Annotated in this window: 12 protein-coding genes; 9 read left to right on the top strand and 3 right to left on the bottom strand. The window is 58.9% G+C overall.

Features of this window, described 5'->3' with window-relative positions; translation table 11 throughout:
• Window positions 1–61: 61 nt before the first annotated feature.
• The 3 genes from Y5S_RS08720 to ompR form a co-directional block, all read right to left on the bottom strand.
• Window positions 62–637: an outer membrane beta-barrel protein gene (locus tag Y5S_RS08720; RefSeq protein WP_035232273.1), complete on the bottom strand. Its 576-nt coding sequence runs from the start codon at window positions 635–637 to the stop codon at window positions 62–64.
• Between the two features lie 668 nt (window positions 638–1305).
• A complete protein-coding gene (locus Y5S_RS08725; protein WP_035232274.1) occupies window positions 1306–2631 on the bottom strand; it encodes an ATP-binding protein in 1326 nt (441 codons plus the stop codon).
• 162 nt (window positions 2632–2793) lie between these two features.
• Complete coding sequence (ompR, locus tag Y5S_RS08730; RefSeq protein WP_231552657.1) at window positions 2794–3504, bottom strand: osmolarity response regulator transcription factor OmpR; 711 nt, start codon at window positions 3502–3504, stop codon at window positions 2794–2796.
• Window positions 3505–3713: 209 nt separating this feature from the next.
• On the opposite strand from ompR, the gene Y5S_RS08735 reads away from it, so the two are divergent.
• The 9 genes from Y5S_RS08735 to Y5S_RS08775 all read left to right on the top strand — a co-directional run bounded on the left by Y5S_RS08735 (window position 3714) and on the right by Y5S_RS08775 (window position 15882).
• A complete protein-coding gene (locus Y5S_RS08735) occupies window positions 3714–5009 on the top strand; it encodes an efflux RND transporter periplasmic adaptor subunit (RefSeq protein WP_035232276.1) in 1296 nt (431 codons plus the stop codon).
• A complete protein-coding gene (locus Y5S_RS08740; protein WP_052041483.1) occupies window positions 5002–8610 on the top strand; it encodes an efflux RND transporter permease subunit in 3609 nt (1202 codons plus the stop codon). Before Y5S_RS08735 ends, Y5S_RS08740 begins: the two co-directional genes overlap by 8 nt.
• A 344-nt stretch (window positions 8611–8954) precedes the next feature.
• Complete coding sequence (locus Y5S_RS08745) at window positions 8955–9317, top strand: response regulator (protein ID WP_035232278.1); 363 nt, start codon at window positions 8955–8957, stop codon at window positions 9315–9317.
• Between the two features lie 167 nt (window positions 9318–9484).
• The gene (locus Y5S_RS08750) at window positions 9485–11845 is read left to right on the top strand and encodes a Tex family protein (RefSeq protein WP_035232280.1); all 2361 of its coding nucleotides are present in this window, start codon (window positions 9485–9487) and stop codon (window positions 11843–11845) included.
• A 111-nt stretch (window positions 11846–11956) separates the two neighbouring features.
• Entirely contained in the window at window positions 11957–13519 is a 1563-nt protein-coding gene (gene gshA, locus Y5S_RS08755) for a glutamate--cysteine ligase (protein WP_035232282.1), read from the top strand.
• A 402-nt stretch (window positions 13520–13921) separates the two neighbouring features.
• On the top strand, window positions 13922–14116 hold the full coding sequence (gene rmf, locus Y5S_RS08760) for a ribosome modulation factor (RefSeq protein WP_035232284.1): 195 nt from the start codon (window positions 13922–13924) through the stop codon (window positions 14114–14116).
• 169 nt (window positions 14117–14285) lie between these two features.
• Window positions 14286–14789, top strand: a complete 504-nt coding sequence (locus Y5S_RS08765) for a disulfide bond formation protein B (protein ID WP_035232285.1) — start codon at window positions 14286–14288, stop codon at window positions 14787–14789.
• A 6-nt stretch (window positions 14790–14795) separates the two neighbouring features.
• The gene (locus Y5S_RS08770; protein ID WP_035232287.1) at window positions 14796–15164 is read left to right on the top strand and encodes a CidA/LrgA family protein; all 369 of its coding nucleotides are present in this window, start codon (window positions 14796–14798) and stop codon (window positions 15162–15164) included.
• The gene (locus Y5S_RS08775; protein WP_035232289.1) at window positions 15154–15882 is read left to right on the top strand and encodes an LrgB family protein; all 729 of its coding nucleotides are present in this window, start codon (window positions 15154–15156) and stop codon (window positions 15880–15882) included. The genes Y5S_RS08770 and Y5S_RS08775 overlap by 11 nt, the downstream gene beginning before the upstream one ends.
• The last annotated feature ends 128 nt before the right edge of the window (window positions 15883–16010 follow it).

Here is a 16010-nt window from a genome sequence, read left to right on the forward strand (position 1 = left end):
CGAATCGCACTGACAGGTTTGCTAATGGGAGAGGGCCACACCATCACGTTTGGCCCTACTCCTAAAAGCGGCTGATGAAACCGAGGTTGATGGTAGTAAGATCAAAGTCGTCATCATCGTCCAGCTGTACCCACTCGGCATAAATCGCCGCCGTGTCGCTCAGATTGACATCTACACCAGCACCGTAGGAGGGATCACTGGCTGTCACTTCTTCGCTATCACGAAATGTAGTAGATCCAAGTAAAGAGCTGACGGTAAATTCAGTGGTGACCTCAGCCTTCGCGGTTGAATGCCCCAGCAACACATAGGGTGCCACCGGCTGACGACGGTCCAGCCCCAGTTTGAGATAAGCGCCCACCAACCATTCGGGATCGATATTGACGCTAAGGCCACCTTCGCTGAGTTCATCATCATCGATGCCGTAACCCAGGCGCCCCTCCAACGCCACATAGGGGTTAACTTGCACCCCAAAACGGGTCTGAAGGCCTGCTGGCTCAATATCTTCGTCGTCAGTTTCCTGACTCAACATGCTGTAATGCGCCCCGAAGTAACCATCCTGGGAATACACATCATCAGCCCAGGCCGGCCCATGAAGTGCAACCAGGGTTAGCGGTACGAGCGACATGGCTTTTTTCATTTTTCATCTCCATGAATACAGATAGATACGACTTTAACAGAGTGTCACATCGTCGTCACAACAGGCCCGGCGAAAATTCGTTGTGCGCATGTAACTACAGCGAAAAGCAGGCTTTTTCTTTTGTGTGTGGGGGGCTACAGGTACCAAAGCATCTGAAGGCCATTCCCAAGGATGAGTACCTGCCTTGAAACTTCAGTTCGTAGAGCGACAAAAAAAGGCCGCACAAAGGTGCGGCCCAACGACCTGTGCCAGGGGGCAGCAGGTTATCGGCATTCACAACACGTCAGCGGCCACCCGTAACGAGGCGAGGCCAGCATGCTGGAATCAGCAGAAATCGGTGTAGGGTGGTGAGGCAATACGGGGTAGGCACCCGCGATGTCGACAGGTCATAATGAGCTCTCCCAAGTCCATTTGTTCGCTCTCGGCCCACTTCTAAATATATTTTTCAGGCCGTTATTATTGCTCAAGGCTGTTTATATGCAGCTGTAAGCGTAAACACAATCCTTAGGTTACGGCTACAGGCTCAGCGGTCGATTTCGCCGGGTTTACGGTTGAAGCAACATCCATCCCGGCGTCTCAATGATTCCGAATATGCGCCGCCAAAACCGGATAAACCGTGAACCAGCTCACACCGCACAAAACAGAACAAACAATTTCCAGAGCGTTACTTATCTCACACCGGCAGACAAGGATTCTGGTTGCACAAACTGGCCGGTGACTGGGAAATGTACCGTCACCATCAACCCGCCATGGGGATGATTGGCCAGACTCATCTCGCCGTGATGCATATCCACGATACGTTTGACGATGGCCAGCCCCAGGCCGCTGCCACTTAATGTCCGCGCCTTCTCTCCACGGGAAAAAGGTTGCAACAACAGGGGAATATCCTCTTCCTTGACGCCCTTGCCATGATCCCGCAGGGTCAGCACCACCACGTTGTCCTTGACGGCAGTGCGAATCTCTACCGGCGACGCCCCATACTTGAGAGCATTACCAATCAGGTTCGCCAACATACGCTTCACCGTGAGTCGCTTGAGCATCATCCGCGGCAAATCATCCAGCTCGAAACGCAGCTGCTCCGGCGGATACTTGCCCGCCACTTCCTGGATCAGCCCATTGAGATTTTCAAAATCCGGAGTCTCGTCGGCACCATCCCGGATAAAGGCAATGAACTGATCGAGGATGGCGTCCATGTCTTCGATATCCTCAATGATACCTTTCGCCAACTCCTCGTCTTGCATGAACTCTGCAGACAGCCGCAAACGGGTAAGCGGGGTACGCAAATCATGAGACACGCCCGCCAGCAACAGGGCTCGATCCCGCTGCGCCTGCTGCAAATCACTGGTCATGCGATTAAAGGCCGCATTCACCGCCTGGATTTCCTCCGGCCCGATGGCGGTATCCAGCACTGGCACCGCCTCACCGCGCCCCACTTTCAGCGCCACTCTCGCCAGTCTGCGCAAGGGCAGATTCAAACCCCGAGCAATTAACAGGCCGCCAATAATGGCCAGCAACGGCACCGTCACCCCCCAACCAAGCAACAGGTAGCGGTCATAGTCGCGAAAGAATTCCATCGGCACCCGCAGCCAGTTTCCCTGGAAAGAGGGGGCATTTACCCATAGCACGGGCTGACGATTATCTTCCAGCCGCACCGTCACCGGCTCATCCAGCATCTGCTCCAGTTCTTCCCGAAAGCGACTGACCACTGGCTGTGACAGCAGCATGGTGCCCTGGTGAAGATTACTTGGCGTGGCCACCTCAATGCTGGTAGCACCAGCCAGTCTTCCCGCCAACCGGGCATCCTCACCACCCTGCTCCGCAAATGCCAGCTCTGCTTGTAGCACCGTCAACCGCGCGTATTCCCGGATACCAGGCAAGTAAGCATTACGCGCAAAAAACCACAGGGTCAGCGCCTGACTGATGCCAATCACCAGCCCCACCACAATGGCGGAACGGACAAAGGCGGTGCGAGGATAAAACTTCACTGGCAACATTCCATGACTGTTTGGGCAGAGAATAGCAGGTCGGACGTCGGACGTCGGACGTCGGACGTCAAAACCCAAACCATGCCCCCCCGGAAATGCAAGGATAATGCAGCCGAGATTCAGCCTCGTCTGTACAGCGTCAGACATCCGACTTCAGACGTCAGACCTCCCTCAATCCGGAACAAACACATAACCCACCCCCCAGACCGTCTGGACGTAACGCGGCTTGGAGGGGTCATCTTCCAGCAGGCGACGCAGACGCGACACCTGTACATCAATGGAGCGCTCCATGGCAGACCACTCACGGCCACGAGCCAGGCTCATCAGTTTGTCTCGGGTGAGCGGCTCGCGGGGGTTCTGCACCAGCGCCTTGAGCACGGCAAATTCGCCGGTGGTCAAACTCTGCGGATCACCATCGCGGGTCAGGGTGCGGTTGGCCAGATCCAGGGTCCAGGGCCCAAAACTCACCTGACCTTCTTCCTTGCTCGGCGCACCCGGCAGCTCACGCACATGGCGGCGCAGCACTGCCCGAATACGGGCATCCAGTTCCTTGGGATTGAACGGCTTGGGCAGGTAATCATCCGCCCCCGCATCCAGCCCTTCAATACGCTCCGCATCATCGCCCTTGGCGGTCAGCATGATGATCGGCAGGCCGTTCTCCGCATCCCGCAGGCGACGGCAGATGGACAAACCGTCTTCACCGGGTAGCATCAAATCCAGAACCATGAGTGAATAGATTTCACGGGACAAGGCACGGTCCATCTGCTCGGCGTCTGCCACCGCCTTGACAGTGTACCCGGCCTCTTCCAGAAACCGTTGCAACAGGCTGCGCAGGCGCGCATCGTCATCCACGACGAGAATCTTGTCTTGTTGTTCGCTCACTGGTCCTCCCGGCATCTGCATCGACAAGCAGACGTAAAATTGACGCAACAGAACTATTTCAGCGTCTGATTTACGCATTATGCTGCGAACGTGCAAGAAAATGGCATGACCAGATTGTTTAAAAACATTGCTACCGACGGCGGCGCAGGCAACTGGGACCGTTGTTTTACCGCCATTATCCAGACAATAAATGAGAAAAGGGGTCGACCTTGCGCGAGCGCCTCCAACAGATTCCACCGGTACCTCGTGTCATTCTGGGCACCGTACTGGCCATCATTCTGCTGGCCGTATTCAAACCACCTGCTGACACTCAGGATGTCAGCGAACATTTTGACCGGGTACGTTATGTACTGGCAGAACCTGCTGCCCGAGCGCCACAGATACAGTTGTTTGGCCGGGTTCAGTCTCCCCGCGCCGCCAGCCTCACCGCAGTGGTCACCGCCAACGTGGCCGAGATCCCGGTACGGGCCGGCAATCGGGTGAGTCAGGGCGACCTGATGATCCAACTGGATGACACCGAAGCCGCACTGGCCCGTGACCGCGCCAAGGCCGCCCGTGATGAAGCCCGCGCCCAGCTGGACACCACCCGCCTGCGCTACGACAGCGACAAACAGAACCTGGTACTGGAAAAGAAACTGGCCAGCCTGGCCACCGACAACCTTGAACGTCTGCAATCCCTGCGCGGCAAGAATCTGGTCTCCCAGACCCAGCTGGATCAGGCAGAAGAAGCCAAGGCCCGCGCCGATTTGTCACTGGCCCAGCGCCAGCTCAGCGTGAATGATTTCCGCAATGAGCTGGCGCGCATGGAAGCCCGCCTGGCCAGTGCAGAGGCCCAATTGAAACAGGCTGAAATCGACCTGGGCCGCACCCGTGTTGACGCGCCTTTCGATGGCACTGTCACCAATGTGGCGGTGGCTCCCGGTGAGCGGGTACGCCCCGGCGAACCGTTAATCAGCCTGTTTGCCGACACCGAGCTGGAAGTGCGCGCCCAGATCCCTGACCGCCACCTGCCGGCCATTCGCGAAGGCTTGATGCAGGGCGATCTCGCCGCCAGCACCCAGCTGGAAGGCCAAACCCTGGCGCTTCACCTCAAGCGTCTGGCCGGGGATGCCATGGATGCCCGTGGCGGCATCGACGGTCTGTTCGAGTTTGCCGATGGCGTGCCTGCAGCAGCCCTTGGTCGCCCGATCACGATTACTCTGACCTTGCCCAAACAGGATCAGCTGCTGGCGCTTCCAGCCACTGCCCTGCATGGACTGGATCGCCTCTATCGCATAGACGATGACAACCGCCTGCAACGGGTGGAAGCAGAAATTGTTGGCGAATCCATGGACGGCAACCAATCCCTGCTGCTGCTCAAGGCCCAGCAACTACGCCAGGGCGAGCGCATCATGACCACCCAATTGCCCCAGGCCATTGTCGGTTTGCCGGTAGACCCGCAGCCGGTGCCCGGCAGCAATGCCGACACCGGGGCCAACGATACCGCGGAGGCCAAGGGTGAGTGAGCCTCGCGGTCTGATCGCCAATTTCACCGGACACAAGGTCGCGGCCAACTTGCTGATGCTGTTGATGTTGATGCTCGGCCTGCTGGGCCTGACCCGACTCAACACCCAGATGTTCCCGAACTTCGAGTTCGATTACGTCACGGTGACCATCCCCTGGCGCGGTGCCAGCCCGGAAGATGTGCAACGCTCCATTACCATTCCTGTTGAACAGGCGATCAAGACCCTGCCCAACACCAAAAAACTGATCGCCCGCTCCCAACAGGGCGCTGCCGCCTTTTTTATCGAACTGCAGGCGGGCACCGATCTTGGCCTGGCACTGGACGAGGTTCGCCAGCGCATCGACTCCATCCGTAATCTGCCACAGGACGCGGAACGCCCTGTCATTCAAAAGCTAACCCGTTATTCGCTGGTCACCAGCATCCTGCTCACCTCTGAAGACGGCAGCCTGGAAGAGCTGCGACATCTGGCGCGACAACTGGAACATGAACTGCTGGCGCTGGGCATCGGCAAGGTGGAATTCGCCGGTATGCCAGAAGAAGAAATGGCGATTCAGGTACCCGCCGGCACCCTCCATGATCTGCGCATGACGCTGGGGGAAATCGCCAATCGGGTACGCAGTTTCAGTCAGGACACCCCAGCCGGAACCGTGGGCCGGGACGATGCCGCCAAGCAACTGCGAGCACTGGGCCAACGTCGTGATGAGCGGGCCTTCGCTGAATTGCCACTGATCACCACCGCTGAGGGACAACAACTGACCCTCGGCGACGTGGCCATCATCGAGCGCCGCCCCCGCGATGATCAGGCCACCCTCTCCTGGCAAGGCACTCCCGCCATCGAACTGCAGGCCATGCGTGGCGAAGATGACGACATGCTGGAACTGGCCGACCGCATCCTGCTCTGGGGGGAACAACGGCGGGCCACCTTGCCAGAGGGAGTCACCCTGACCTTTCACTCACAGGCATGGAAACTGGTCGAAGAGCGCATCGCCACCCTGCTCTGGAACGGGATTTCCGGTCTGATTCTGGTGATCCTCACGCTTTATTTCTTCCTCAATGCGCGAGTGGCATGGTGGGTCACCGTGGGTATCCCGGTGTCGTTCATGGCCACACTGGGGCTGCTGTGGTTCTTTGGTGGCACCATCAACATGATCAGCCTGTTCGGCCTGATTCTGGCCCTCGGTCTGATTGTGGACGACGCCATTGTGGTGGGCGAAGACACGCTCACGCACCTGCAACAGGGAGAATCCGCCCACCGCGCCGCCCTGGGCGGTGCCCGCCGCATGTTCTGGCCGGTGGTGGCTTCGTCCACCACCACCATCGCGGCGTTTCTGCCGCTGGGCATGATGAGCGGTGCCATGGGCAAGATTGCCTTCGATATTCCGTTCGTGATGATCTGTGTGATCCTCGCCTCCCTGATGGAATGCTTCCTGGTGCTACCCGGCCATCTGCACCACAGTTTCCGAGGTTTGCAGATCAAAAGCAGCGGTTTGCGCCAACGCATCGACGAGGGCTTCAACCGGCTACGGGACGAAAAATTCCGCCCCCTTGTGCAATGGTCTGTGGAGCACCGCCACCTGGTCAGCGTATCCGCCATCTGCGCCTTCGTGCTGGCCCTCACGGTTGTCGCCACCGGCTGGCTCAAGTTCACCTTTTTCCCACCCGTGGACAGTGACCAGATTCGAGCCCTTGCCACCTTTACCTCCGGTACCGACCGCAGTCAGGTGGACAGCTTCCTCCATCACCTGGAAGGCACCCTCTACGAAACCAACGAGGAACTGGGAGGCCATCTGGTGCAAACCTCCATCATGCACCACGGAGCCCTGGCGGGTTTCCCCAGCCCCGGCGGCCGTCAGGACAAGGCTGGAGATGAATTCGGCACACTGATGGTTGAGGTGTACATCGGCCCCGACCGCGAGATCAGCAACAAGGAACTGATTGATGCCTGGCGTGAAAAGCTGACACTGCCGGCGGGACTTGAGCAACTGACCATTTCCCAACCCGAGGCAGGACCACCCGGCAAACCCATTGAGGTCAAACTGACTGGCAACGATGCAAACATCCTCAAGGAAGCCTCGCTGGCGCTACAGGAAAAACTGCGCGAGTTCAGCGGCGTCAGCAATGTGGACGACGACCTTCCCTACGGCAAGGAACAACTGACCTTTGAACTTACCCCGCAGGGACGCTCACTGGGACTCTCGCTGAACGATGTGGCCAGCCAGTTACGCTCGGCATTTGATGGCAATCTGGCTCAGCTGTACAACGAAGAAGACGAGGAAGTGGAAGTCCGGGTGATGCTGCCCGATCAGGAACGTCGTCGCTTCAGCGCTATCGAACGACTACCCATCATTACCCCGCAAGGAGAGGCCATTCCGTTACGGGATGTGGTCCGCTTTGATGCGCGCAAAGGGGTCGACCTGCTGCGCCGTGTGGATGGCGAGCTGGCCGTCACCGTCTATGCGGATCTGGACCCGGAACAAGGCAATGCCAACGCCATCATTGCCGCGCTCAACGAAGAGACACTTCCACGGCTCCAGGCCCGTTATGGCGTCGGCGTCGGCTATGAGGGCAAGCTCCAGGAGCAGGCAGAGAACCTCAAGGACATGGCCACCGGTGCCCTGCTGGGACTGGCCATTATCTATATTGTGCTGGCCTGGGTGTTCAGCTCCTATTCCTGGCCTCTGGCCATCATGACCGCGATCTTCTTCGGCCTGACCGGTGCCGTCATAGGGCATCTGTTCACGGCCCCCTTTGGCATCCATTTCTCCATGTTCTCCGCCATGGGGCTGTTCGGCCTGTCGGGCATTATCGTTAACGACTCCATTGTGCTGGTGAGCTTCTACAAACAGCTGATTGCGGAAGGCATGGACCGCTTTGATGCCATCGTGGAAGCCTGTGTGCGCCGCTTGCGAGCCGTGCTGCTCACCTCCATCACCACCATTGCCGGCCTGACACCGATCCTGTTTGAAACCTCCATGCAGGCCCAGTTCCTCAAGCCCATGGCAGTGAGCCTGGTGTTCGGTCTGCTGTTCGGCACGGGTCTGATCCTGCTGGTCGTACCCGCCATGCTGATGATCATTGAGGAGCAACGTGATCGCACCGAACACCTTGCCCGCATTCTTGCTCCCGGCAACTGGGGAAACCTGCTGCAAGCCACCTGGCGTTTCGACCCGCAACATTACCGCCAGCAACCTGGCCCTACCGGCCTGGGCGGGCACCTGTGGTGGGTGATACTTCTGGGTCCATTGCTGCTACTCAAACTGCTCGGCATGCTGCCCGCCCTGATCAGCAGCCTCAAAGCCGGGGATCTGCTGGTGGCAATCCCTGCCGGCGTAGTCTGGCTGATAATGGTAGCGCTGGGCGCCCTGTTCCTGTGGCAGCTGTTCCAGCGCAAGCGCTCTGCCCCTGTCAGCGCCCGCCGCTGGCTAATGCTGACTGGCGCAGGGGGGCTACTGGTGGCAATCCTGGCCCCTTGGGCCGGAGAGCCCGGCATCAACCTCGCCCAGCACTTCTGGGATGTGGCGAAAAGCACCGTGTGGTACAGCCTGATCATCCTGCCGCTGCTGTTCTGGACCCGCCGCAGCGCCAGCACCCTGACGAGGTAGCAACCAGGCGCGAGTTACGAGTTTCGAGTTACGAAAGGCAAAACCTGGGCGCAAGATTTCAGCCGTTTGAGGGGTTCGAAACTCGTTACTCGCAACTCGAAACGACCTCCTCGCTTCTGCCCGGATCGCTGACAGGCAAGCTGCTACAGCAATTCAGCACCGTAGAGTCTGAACCGTATCACGATTCACCGCTGCTTTTGCCGACATTTTGTGTCACTCCGCCTGTCGAAATTGGGCAGATTACCTGCCCGCCATGAACTGCTATGATGCTCCTTTGATTGCATTGCAAGACAGATAACAACACTGGCCACCGCGACGGAATGGCCTGGTTTCAGGAGAGCAAGATGGCAAAAATCCTTGTAGTGGATGATTCCCCGACGCAACTCACCAACCTGGTCAAGATTGTCGAGAGTCAGGGGCACAGTGTCGTGACCGCCACCAATGGCATGGAAGGCGTGGACAAGGCGCGCGCTGAACAACCAGACCTGATCTTGATGGATGTGGTCATGCCGGAGCTCAACGGCTTCCAGGCCACCCGCAAGATCACCCGGGACCCGAGTACCGAGAACATCCCGGTGATTCTGGTCACCACCAAGGATCAGGAAACCGACAAGGTGTGGGGCGAACGCCAGGGCGCTTTCGGCTATGTGGTCAAACCCCCGGTGGAAGCCGAGCTGGTGGCAATGATCAACAAGGCGCTGGGCTAAGCCTGGCCGGCTCCAAATCCAAGCCACAGCAGCCAATACAAGTCAATCTGTTAACGACCGGCATCATTCCCTATGATTCCGGTCGTTTTCGTTTTTGAAGAACGCTTGCACGCGGCAAGCTGATTCACCCCACGCCGGAACTGCAGGCATGCAAGCCAGGAATCAACATGCGTAGTATTGAACAGATCATCGCCGAGGAAATCGGCTGCCAGGTACAACAAGTCAACGCTGCCGTCGGCCTGCTCGACGAAGGTGCCACCGTCCCCTTTATTGCCCGTTACCGGAAAGAGGTGACCGGCGGACTGGATGACACCCAGCTGCGGAATCTGGAAGAGCGACTGCGCTACCTGCGTGAGATGGAAGAGCGCCGCGAAGCCATTCTCAAGAGCATCGCCGAACAGGAAAAGCTCACTCCGGAACTGGAGAAGGCCATCAAGGCGGCCGACACCAAGACCCGCCTGGAAGATCTCTACCTGCCCTACAAGCCCAAGCGTCGCACCCGTGCCCAAATCGCCCGGGAAGCGGGTCTTGAACCGCTGGCAGACAGCCTGCTCAATGATCCCACCCAGGACCCGGAAGCACTGGCCGCTGGCTACCTGAACGAAGAGCACAAGATCGCCTCCGCCAAGGACGCCCTCGACGGGGCCAAGCAGATCCTCATGGAGCGTTTCGCTGAAGACGCCGAGCTGCTCACCCGCCTGCGGACCTATCTGTGGGACAAGGCCCACATCCAGGCCAAGGTGGCCGACGGCAAGGAAAAGGACGGTGCCAAATTCAGCGATTACTTCGATCACAGCGAAGCGTTGAAGGACATCCCCAGCCACCGCGCCTTGGCCCTGTTCCGTGGCCGCAACGAAGGCATCCTGCATGTCTCCATGGTGCTGCCGGAAGAACTGGAAACCGCCATCCCGCACCCTTGTGAAGGCATGGTCACCGCCGTCTCCGGCTGGAACCACGAAGGCCGCGCCGCCGATGACTGGCTCAAGGAAGTGATGCGCTGGACCTGGAAGATCAAGCTCAACACCCACCTGGAAACCGAACTGCTGGGCCGCGTACGCGAGCTGGGCGAAGAAGAAGCCATCCAGGTATTTGCCCGCAACCTGAAGAGCCTGCTGATGGCCTCCCCGGCCGGCCCCAAGTGCACCATGGGCCTCGATCCGGGCCTGCGTACCGGGGTGAAGGTGGTCGTGGTGGACCCCACCGGCAAGCTGCTGGAGCACACCACCATCTTCCCGCACCAGCCCAAGAACCAGTGGGACCAGTCCCTGTCGGTACTGGCCGCACTGTGCATGAAACACAAGGTGGAACTGATCGCCATCGGCAACGGTACCGCCAGCCGCGAAACCGACAAGCTCGCCGGTGAAGTGGTCAAGGCCAGCAAGGGCAACATCCAGAAGATCATGGTGTCCGAGGCGGGCGCCTCGGTGTACTCCGCCTCCGAAACCGCGGCCCGGGAATTCCCCGAGCTGGACGTATCCTTCCGTGGTGCCGTGTCCATTGCCCGTCGTCTGCAGGACCCGCTGGCCGAACTGGTAAAAATCGATCCGAAAGCCATCGGTGTGGGCCAGTACCAGCATGACGTGAGCCAGGTAAAACTGTCCCGCTCCCTGGATGCGGTGGTAGAAGATTGTGTGAACTCCGTGGGCGTGGACGTGAACACCGCCAGCGCCCCGCTGCTGTCGCGCATTGCCGGCCTCAACAGCACCATCGCCGGCAACATCGTCACCTTCCGGGAAAAGAACGGCGCCTTTGGCAGCCGTGATGACCTCAAGCAGGTGCCGCGTCTGGGCGACAAGACCTTTGAACAGGCCGCCGGCTTCCTGCGCATCATGAACGGCGCCAACCCGCTGGACGGCTCCTCGGTGCACCCGGAAGCCTACCCGGTGGTGGAAAAGATCGCCGCCAAGCACGAGCGTCCGCTCAAGGAAGTGATCGGTGACGTGCCCTTCCTGAAGAAGGTCAATGCCGCTGACTTTATCGATGACAGCTTCGGTCTCCCCACAGTCACCGACATCCTCAGCGAACTGGAAAAACCCGGCCGCGATCCGCGCCCGGAGTTCAAGGCAGCGGTCTTCAAGGAAGGGGTGGAAACCCTCAAGGACCTGAAGCCCTCCATGATCTTGGAAGGCACGGTGACCAACGTGACCAACTTTGGCGCCTTCGTGGACATCGGTGTTCACCAGGACGGCCTGGTGCACGTGTCGGCGCTGTCTGACAAATTCGTGGAAGACCCACACACCGTGGTCAAGCCCGGCGATATCGTCAAAGTGAAGGTGCTGGAAGTGGATCTGGACCGCAAGCGCATCAGCCTGACCATGCGCATGGATGACCAGCCTGCTGAAAAAGGCGCAGCCTCTGCCGGTCGCCCCGGTGCAGCCGCTCGCAAGGGCAACAATGCATCCCGTGGCGGACAGCGTCAGGGCGGCAACCGTCAAGGCAACGGCCAGCAACAAAACGCCGGCGGCACTTTCGCGGATCTGTTTGCCAAGGCAAAAGAAGATCAGAAAAAAGGCAAGAAGCGCCTGTAAGCCATGGCACCCGGACACTGACTTCTCAGTGTCACGGGATTGCCCCATGATTGTCGGATTACCGTCATACCCGCCGCCGGTTCACACCGGCGGCCCGGACCGGGCCCAACCATGAAAGAACTGGAACAGCGAATCCATGCCCTGCTTGACTCCGATGCCGCCGCCACCTTGGCCGGTATCCGTCGTGGCATCGAGAAGGAAAGCCTGCGCATCACCACCGATGGCACCCTGGCGCAGACGCCGCACCCCAAGGCCCTCGGTTCGGCCCTGACCCATCCCTACATCACCACGGATTATTCCGAAGCGCTGCTGGAGTTCATTACCCCGGCCACCACCGAGCTTCACAAGCCCCTCGCCTTTCTTGAGCAACTGCATCGCTATGTGTACAGCCACATTGGTGACGAAGTGCTGTGGGTGAACTCCATGCCCTGCATGATCAGCAAGGACAGCGACGTACCGGTAGCCCAGTACGGCAGCTCCAATGTGGGCCGCATGAAAACCATCTACCGGGAAGGGCTTGGCCACCGTTATGGTCGCAAGATGCAGACCATCGCAGGCATCCACTACAACTTCTCCTATCCGGAAGAATTCTGGAAGCTGAACCAGCTGCTGGAGAAAGACACGGCGCCGCTGCAGACCTACATCTCTCGGCGTTACTTCGACCTGACCCGCAACTTCCAGCGTTACTCCTGGTTGCTGGTCTATCTGTTTGGTGCCTCGCCTGCGCTGTGCAAATCCTTCCTGGCCGGCCGAGAGCACCAGCTGGACACCTTCGACCACACGCTCTACAAACCACAGGCCACCAGTCTGCGTATGAGTGATCTGGGCTACCAGAACAATGCCCAGTCGTCGCTGGCCATCAGCTACAACAATCTGGATGAATACGTCGAGAGCCTGACCCACGCCATCAAGACGCCGGAAGCCGCTTACGAGAAGATTGGCGTCAAGGATGCCGCAGGCAACTACCAGCAGCTCAATGCCAACATCCTGCAGATCGAGAACGAGTACTACTCATCCATTCGCCCCAAGCGCACCATCAACAAAGGCGAACGCCCCACTACCGCACTTCAGAAGCGCGGCGTGGAGTACATCGAGATTCGCGCTCTGGATCTGAATCCGTTTGAACCCGTGGGCATCAACCAGCAGGAGATCCGTTTCCTGGATCTGTTCGCCACCTACTGCCTGCTGATGGAGTCACCACAGCTGGAAAAATGCGACCTGGCGGCCAGCAAGATCAATCTCCAGAAAGTGGTATACGAAGGCCGCAATACCGGCATCGAGCTTTGCCGCTGGGGCAAGTCCGTTACTCTCAAGGACTGGGCCAGCGAAAAGCTGGCACAGATGCAACCCATCGCGGAATTGTTTGATCGCGCCCACGGCGGCAATGACTATGCCGATGCCCTGGCTCGCCAACAGGAGAAGGTGCACACCCCGGATGCCACCCCTTCTGCACGCATCCTGGAAAAACTGGAAGGCCGCAAACAAAGCTTCTTCCAGTTCGCCATGAACCAGGCACTGGCGCACCGGGATCACTTCCTGTCCCGTCAGCGCTGCGATGAAACCAATGCCCGCCTGGAACAGCTGGCCGCCAGCAGCCTGACGGAGCAGGCCGCCTGGGAGCAAGAGAACGAACCGCCGTTCAGCGAGTACCTGGCCGATTATTTCAGGGACTAGGCAGCCAGACTCAAAAAGCCAGTTACGAGGTACGAGTTTCGAGTTGTGAAAGCCTGAAAACACAGCGTGATGCTGTTCAATTAAGCTCGATGTTTCTGTGGGAGGGGGCTTGCACGCGAAGCTTTTACTTCAAGGGGCTTCATTCGCGTGCAAGCACCCTCCCACAAAAAAACAGCATCACGACTAAAGTGAACAGCATTAACAACAGAGCGAGTGTTTTGCCTTTCGAAACTCGTACCTCGCAATTCGCTCCAACTTCCTGCAAGACCCACGTCACACCCGCTTTGACCATCCGTACACGTTGTAGCACTTTGCGTCGTATTCACTACAAAAATGCGCTGTGTTCCCCTATGCAAACCCTGCCGCAATGCTAGTCTCAAGGAACGAGACAGGGAGAAACACATGGACCCGAATCAGCAACAACGGGAAAAGGCCTACAACCAGGGCTGCATGTGGGGTATGGGCGGAGGCGACAGCAATCGCTGCCCGTTTGCTGCGGATGATCCACTGACCCAATGGTGGTTTCAGGGCTGGGAGGCCGGCATTGAAGCGTGGAATGATCGCAATCACAGTACCCCGTCCGCACAACAGGCCTGACCAATACCAGAACTGGCCTGGCCGGGAGAACAAGCGCCCCTGCCGATAGCACAACAGGCCAGCTCCTCCTGATGCCCACTCCGGCGTCACCCTGCTTTTGTCGCTCCGAAGTTGCCGCCCGGCGCGCTTTTGCCTACCCTTCCGGCGTCAACGAACGAAAGAGCCCATCATGACGTCCATCATTCCTGCTCCACGACAGCTCAACCTGCTTGCTCTGCTAGCTTGCCTTGCCGCCATGGCCGGGGCCCTCTACCTGCAGCATGTGGATGGCCTGGAACCCTGCCCACTGTGTATTTTCCAGCGTGTTGGCGTGATTGCCGCCGCGGTGGTCTTGCTGGTCGCCACCCTGCACGGCCCCAAGGGGGTTGGTGTACGCATTTATGGTCTGCTCACTGCTTTGGCAGCCATTGGTGGCGGCGCAGTAGCCATTCGCCACATCTGGCTGCAAAACCTGCCGCCGGATCAGGTGCCCGCCTGTGGCCCCGGACTTGAGTACATGCTCGACGTCTTCCCTCTCCAGAATGTGCTCCAGCAAGTTTTGGCGGGCTCCGGTGAGTGTGCCGAGATGGACTGGAGCTTCCTCGGACTGAGCCTCCCAGCCTGGTCGCTGGTGGTTTTCGCCGGCCTGCTAGTGGTTGCCCTGATCCAGCTGTTCCGCCCTCTGCCGCGCTGAACCGCCATGATTGATGGTCTACTGATTCTGCTGTTTTTTCAGTTTCTGGGAGAGGTGGTTGTCCGCCTCACCGGCCTGCCACTTCCTGCCCCGGTGCTGGGAATGGTATTGCTGTTGGTCGCCTTGCTGCTCAATGCACCTTTCACTCAACGTGTTGCAACAGCGGCAGGCACCCTGATCAAGCACATCAGCCTGCTGATTTTCCCGCTTGGGGTTGGCATCGTGCTGCAATGGGATCGCTATCAGGAAAACGCCCTCGCCCTTGCAGTCGCAGTGGTGGGCGGCACCATTGTCAGCCTGATTCTTGTGACTCTGATGTTGAAATTCCTCATGGGCAACAAGCATCAGGAACAGGGGGATCAGCATGAGCGCTGAAATGGGCTCCCTTGCCGGCTTGGTCCACACCCCCCTGTTCGGCATTCTCCTCACCCTGGCCAGCTACCAGTTTGCGCTATGGGTGTACGGCAAGAGCAACAGCCTGCCCCTGTTCCACCCTTTCCTGGTGGCCTCTATCCCGGTGATCGTGGTGCTGCCACTGGTGGGCGTGGATTATGAGGAATACCGCGAGCAGACAAGCCTGATTGCCTTTTTGCTTGGACCGGCCACCGTGGCGCTGGCCTGGCCCCTGTATCGGCAACTACACACCGTACGCAGTGTACTCACCCCCATTGTCATCGCTACGCTGATCGGAGCGGCCATCGCCGCGGGGATTTCCGTGGGGCTGGCCTGGTGGCTGGGCGCACCGCAGGATGTCATTGCCTCGCTTGCCCCCAAGTCCATTACCACGCCTATTGCGGTGGAAGTGGTGAAATCCACGGGTGGCTCTGAATCACTGGTGGCTGGTGCTGTGGCCATTACCGGCATTGTCGGGGCGCTGGCAGCCGGCCCGGTTTTCCGGCTCCTCAAGGTTAACGATGACCGTATCCGCGGTTTTGCACTGGGACTGGTCGCCCATGCCATTGGTACCGCCAGGGCCTTCGAGTTTGGTGAAAAAGCGGGAGCCTTCAGTGGTCTGGCATTGGGCTTGTGTGGATTGGTCACCGCGCTGGCTCTGCCCTGGATCTGGCCCTGGATTGCCGCACTTCTCTCATGAATTGTGAGCCGGGGCACAGTTTCCCCGGCTCATCAGCCCTGTCACAAAAACCGCTTTGGTTATAAGAAATCCGTCTTTAGCAGCAAGTGCCTGAGCTCGCGCTGTTTTTTCTCCCTCGCCCGGCGAGC

The sequence above is a fragment of the Alcanivorax nanhaiticus genome, from assembly GCF_000756665.1.
In the GTDB taxonomy this organism is placed as follows: Bacteria; Pseudomonadota; Gammaproteobacteria; order Pseudomonadales; family Alcanivoracaceae; genus Alcanivorax; species Alcanivorax nanhaiticus.